The following is a 4,863-nucleotide window of genomic DNA, read 5'->3' as shown; positions in this document are numbered from 1 at the left end:
CGGCGCCACAAGCCTGCGAAGTCCTTAATCTCATCACTGTCTTGTCGTTCAGCCACGTGAGTCGCCACAGCAAACGCTCCCATATTCGCGAAGACGTAGATCATGGCGTAGAAGAGTACCCCTTTTATACCTGCTACCGATTCGGCAATAATACCCACCATTAAATAACCGGCTTGAGCAATGCTCGAATAGGCCAACATCCGTTTAATATTGGTTTGCGGTATGGCAATCAGGTTCCCCAAAATCATCGTCATGGCCGCTAATACGATCAGCAGAGTTTGACCGGTTAAGGAAAACGATTGGCTGTTCATCGTTACGAGGTAAACTCGAATCAGCACCGCAAACGCGGCCGCTTTCGAGGCAATCGCCAAGAAGGCTGTGACGGGGGTAGGCGCCCCTTCGTAAATGTCCGGGGCCCAGAGGTGGAACGGAACCAGGGAAATTTTAAAGCCTAATCCAGCCAGCAGGAATACGGTCGCTAAGAGCGAGGCCGGTGTCAGACTCCCTCCGAGCTTACTGGCAATTCCCGCCAGTTCCGTCGAGCCCGTCAGTCCGTAAATGAGGCTGATTCCGTAGAGTAGTATGGCGGAAGAGGCTCCACCGAGTACCAGATATTTAATACCAGCTTCCGAAGAACGAGCGTCATTGGCCAAATAGGCCACCAGGATATAGAAGGAAATGGTCATTAATTCTAGCCCGACATACATCGTGATCAGTTCGCCGGCTCCGGCCATAAGCATCATTCCTAACGTCGCCGTTAACAGCAACGAATAGAATTTGTAACGGTGCTCTGCTAATTTTTGGACATAATCTCGGGAAGAGAGTACGACCAGCAGGGCTGCGGCCAGGAAGAGTCCTTTGAAATACACGGCAAATTGGTCATGCATATACATGCCCTCAAGAAACGTGGCTTTCGGTCCATAGAAAAAATCATACCCAGTATAACTGAGAACGCCGATTAACGTGAACACGGTGAGGGGCATCATGCTTTTGCGAGCGCCATAGGGCACCAGTAGTCCAAGGGCTAACAAAATCATGGACATGGCCGCAATCATCACTTCAGGCAGGAGCACGGTTGTAATATTGAATTCCATTAGAATAGCCCTCCCATCGTTGCCTGACTCACGGTCTCTAGGACCTTGGCCAGGCCTGAGGAGTTAACTCCACTGTTAATCATTCCCATTAGGATATTCGGGAATATCCCACCCAGAAAGATGACGAATCCGAGCAAGACGAGCGGTACTAGTTCTGGCCCTCGAAGGTCGGTTAAGTGGTCCCATTCCGAGCGACGCGGTCCAAACATAACGTTGGCAATGGTCCGGAGGATGTAGACTGCCGTAAAGATGATCCCTGCGATTCCAAGCACGGTTTGCACCGGGTAGACTTTAATGGCACCCATGAAAATGGTGAATTCGGAAATAAAATTCACGGTGCCCGGTAATCCTAAGGAGGCGAGACCGGCAATCATGAAACCAATCGCTAAGCGCGGCACTTGATGGGCCAGTCCTCCCAGGTCTGCGATGTTGCGAGTATGCGTTTTTTCGTAGATAAACCCTATCATGGCGAAGAAGAGGGCTGCCATGACCCCGTGGGCAAACATCATCGCCACGGCACCGTTCATCGCAGTGGGGTTTAGGGCCGCAATCGCGATCAATACATAGCCCATGTGACTCACGGAGGAATACCCGACGACGTATTTGAGGTCTTTTTGAGCCAAGGCAATGAACGCTGCGTAAAGCACGTTGCCAATGGCTAACACGGCTATGAGCGGTGCCCAGTACTTCGCTCCGAGCGGAAGGACATAAACCCCTAAGCGGATTAATCCATAGCCCCCAATTTTCTTTAAGACTCCGGCGTGGATCATGCTCACCGCGGTCGGGGCTCCGGCATAACCATCGGGAGACCAAGAGTGAAAGGGGAACATGGAAATCAGGGATCCAAAGCCAAAGAGCATCAGAGCAAAGGCCACCTTTTGAAAGGCTGGACTGTAGAGGGACTGCCTTGCTGCTAACTGATCAAACATAAAGGTTGGATTGCCATTGGTCGCTGCGGCTAAATAGAGGGCGATCATTCCCACGAGGAGGAAGGCCGAGCCAATCAGCAAGTAGATGGTGAGTTTCATACCGGCATATTCTTTCGTGACCCGTTTCGTACTCCCCCAGATGATGACCATGATGTAAATCGGGATCACCACGATTTCATAGAAGAGGAAGAAGATAAACAGGTCTCGGGCAATAAAGGTGCCCATCACACCGGCGATCAGGATCAGTAAGAGGATAAAGTATTCCTTCACTCTCTTTTCCATGTTCCAGGAGGCATAGATGGCCGAAAACCCAATTAGGTTCGTTAAGAGTAGCATCGGTAAACTTAAGCCATCCACTCCGAAGGCTAAGTTGACACCGAGATCGGGTATCCAGGGAATTGTTAGGGTAAACTGCATTCCACCGAGCGACTGGTCATATTGAAAAAAGGCATAAAGTGAGAGGACTAACGACACGAACATACCCATGGCTGCCACAAGTTTGATCATTTTACTCTCTTCCTTGGGCATGAAAACGATCAATAACATGGCCACTAAAGGGGCTAGTAGCGTGAAGGGCAAAAGCATGGGCAGTGAACTCACTGTAGGCAGTGCAGACATTATTTCACACCTCCTAGCGTCGCTAAGGGGTTAAGAGCACTTAGTTGACCTTCCCCAAATGCGAAGACCATGTAAATCACGACTATGGCGAAAAAGAACACCATGGCGTACGTTTGGACTTGTCCTGTACTGGTCCGTCGCAGTAGTTTACCACTGCCACGCGTGAACAGGGCGATCCCATTGATGATTCCGTCCACGATATAGATGTCAAACCAATACAGAAGTTTGCCCAAGCCATCCATCACGTTGTGAATGATCCATAGGTATATCTCGTCAATATAGTATTTATTGCTGAGAATCTTGTAGACTCCGGGGAAACGGGCTACGATACTCTCGGCTGTGATGGATTTTTTGAGGTAGATGGTATAGGCGAGTCCTATTCCAAGGGCACCCGCCAAGACGGAAATCCCCGCTAGAACCCAGTCTATGGCTTCGTGTTCAAACTCGCCATAATGGACGTAGTAGGCAAAGTTATGCTCCGGTAAGGCTGCCCAGCCACCAATGACACTGAAGAACGCGAGTATCATGAGCGGAATGGTCATACTCCAAGGGGATTCTTGAGGATGATTCTCTGCTTTTTCCGGTCCCATAAACGCCACAAAGAACAATCGGCACATGTAGAAGGCGGTTAAGAAGGCGGTAAACAGACCGACCGCATAAATAATGGGATGGCCGTTGTGCAGAGCGTTAGCCAGGATTTCATCTTTCGAGAAAAAGCCCGCGAACGGTGGGATTCCGGAGATGGCCAAAACCCCGATGCCAAAGGTCCAAGTGGTGATCGGCATCCGTTTCCATAGTCCACCCATATCCCAAATATCTTGTTTATGATGTAAGGCATAAATGACAGAGCCGGCTCCTAAGAACATCAACGCCTTAAAGAAGGCATGCGTCATGAGGTGAAACATGGATCCGCTAAATGAACCGACCCCGAGCGCAAACATCATATAGCCGAGTTGACTCAAGGTGGAATAGGCTAGAATCCGTTTGATGTCATTTTGGACGATCGCAATCGAAGCGGCAAAAAGGGCCGTGAACGCTCCTAGTCCAGCGATGAACTGCAGAGCCTCTGGGGAGGCAAAATCAAAGAGAAAATACATTCGTGCGACTAAATAAACCCCTGCCACAACCATGGTGGCTGCGTGAATCAAAGCGCTGACGGGTGTGGGACCCTCCATAGCGTCGGGTAGCCAGACGTGCAGGGGGAACTGTCCGGATTTTCCGATCGGTCCCAAAAAGATCAGGAACGCCATGACGGTTACGTAGCTCGCTGTTCCGATCACTACGACATCCTGAAAACTGGTGTTTAAGGCGGCGGAAAGTGCCACAAAATCAAGTGTTCCAAACTTCGTATAGAGGAAAAGCATGCCGAGGAGTAGCCCAAAGTCTCCGACACGGGTCGTCATAAAGGCTTTCTTGGCGGCCTCCCGGGCGGATACTTTAAAGAACCAAAAGCCGATCAGCAAGTAGGAGCACAGTCCGACTAATTCCCAGAAGATAAAGAGTTGTAACAGGTTCGTCGCCAGAACCATGCCCAGCATTGCCGAGGCAAACAGGGACTGATACGCATAATAGCGCGACCAACCCTCATCCCCGTGCATATAGCCCAATGAGTAAATCTGAACCATTGAGGCGACTAGGGTTACTACGAACAACATCATAGCACTGAGAGGATCGATGATCGTCCCAAAATCAATGTTTAAGCCAACAATATTAAGCCAATTCACGCTGACAATCGCAGGATGTTCCACAATTTCCGCACCCAACTGAATAACGCTTAGCCCAATGGTGATCGCTAAGCCCAAGGAGGTGAGAATCGCGAGGATTGAAATTGTGGAAGATAGTCGTTTCGATCGTTTCGTGACAAAGGCGATGAGTAGAAACGACAGAAAGGGCAAAGCAGGAATTAACCATGCCCACTGAAAGAGATCATGCATTTCCTTGAACACCTACCTTCTCCATAGACTCTCTTACCACTTCAACCAATTGAATTCATCGACGTTCGTCGACTGTCGGTTACGATAAACCGCAATGACCAAAGCGAGGCCAACGGCCACTTCACAGGCCGCCACAATAATGATGAAAAGGGCCGCTACATGCCCTGTTAAAATATAGTGGATATCGACTGTTTGGTTCCATAAAAATCGATTAAACGCGACAAAATTAAGGTTAACGGCATTCAGCATCAGCTCAATCGACATCAGGATGGCGATCATATTTTTCTT

Annotated in this window: 4 protein-coding genes; all 4 read right to left on the bottom strand. The window is 49.5% G+C overall.

Features of this window, described 5'->3' with window-relative positions; all coding sequences use genetic code 11:
• Window positions 1–1,094 (bottom strand): NADH-quinone oxidoreductase subunit N (locus UF75_RS24710; protein ID WP_045577174.1); only part of this gene is annotated, 1,094 nt, incomplete at its 3' end.
• On the bottom strand, window positions 1,094–2,641 hold the full coding sequence (locus tag UF75_RS24705) for an NADH-quinone oxidoreductase subunit M (protein WP_045577173.1): 1,548 nt from the start codon (window positions 2,639–2,641) through the stop codon (window positions 1,094–1,096). The genes UF75_RS24710 and UF75_RS24705, both read right to left, overlap by 1 nt.
• Window positions 2,641–4,587 carry an NADH-quinone oxidoreductase subunit L gene (nuoL, locus tag UF75_RS24700; RefSeq protein ID WP_045577172.1) on the bottom strand — a complete coding sequence of 649 codons (1,947 nt, stop codon included), beginning with the start codon at window positions 4,585–4,587 and terminating at the stop codon, window positions 2,641–2,643. The genes UF75_RS24705 and nuoL overlap by 1 nt, the downstream gene beginning before the upstream one ends.
• A 21-nt stretch (window positions 4,588–4,608) precedes the next feature.
• A partial coding sequence (gene nuoK, locus UF75_RS24695; protein WP_045577171.1) for an NADH-quinone oxidoreductase subunit NuoK occupies window positions 4,609–4,863 on the bottom strand: 255 nt, incomplete at its 5' end.

Source organism: Desulfosporosinus sp. I2 (assembly GCF_000960765.1).
Taxonomy (GTDB): domain Bacteria; phylum Bacillota; class Desulfitobacteriia; order Desulfitobacteriales; family Desulfitobacteriaceae; genus Desulfosporosinus.
This window is presented reverse-complemented; position numbering and strand designations above follow the sequence as displayed.

Bases quoted from the DNA above. Each gene is read 5' to 3' on its own strand.
- UF75_RS24705 (WP_045577173.1), bottom strand. From the start codon at position 2,641: ATGTCTGCACTGCCTACAGTGAGTTCACTGCCCATGCTTTTGCCCTTC.